The organism is Alkalicoccobacillus porphyridii (assembly GCF_007293315.1).
Lineage (GTDB): Bacteria > Bacillota > Bacilli > Bacillales > Bacillaceae_D > Alkalicoccobacillus > Alkalicoccobacillus porphyridii.
In genome coordinates this window covers 1-279 of the sequence record NZ_VLXZ01000179.1, presented here as the reverse complement: position 1 = coordinate 279, position 279 = coordinate 1, and the positions used below count along the sequence as shown (strand labels likewise).

Below are 279 nucleotides of genomic sequence, written 5' to 3'. Positions count from 1 at the left end.
CATAAATCAACCCGGGAGTTACTTATTCTGAAGCGAGAAATTTGTCGAGATAAGGTACAACATAAGGAACAGAAGTCTGGAATATACCATTTTCAATCCAGTAAAGGGTGTTTGCCCCTGGGCGTAAATTAAAGGCGGTGAGATATGCATCAGCCGCTTCCCGGTTCATCCCCTTCATTTCATAAACCTTGCCAAGCAATACATAATTTAGCCAGGACATTTCAAGATCAATGCCAGTATTTATCGCCTGGTAAGACTCATCTGTTTTACCTTTTACCA

General features: G+C 41.2%; 1 pseudogene. It reads right to left on the bottom strand.

The annotated features are described in order from the left end of the window. Positions 1-22: 22 nt before the first annotated feature. A pseudogene (locus tag FN960_RS23950) lies at positions 23-279 on the bottom strand (hypothetical protein); the annotation flags it as partial.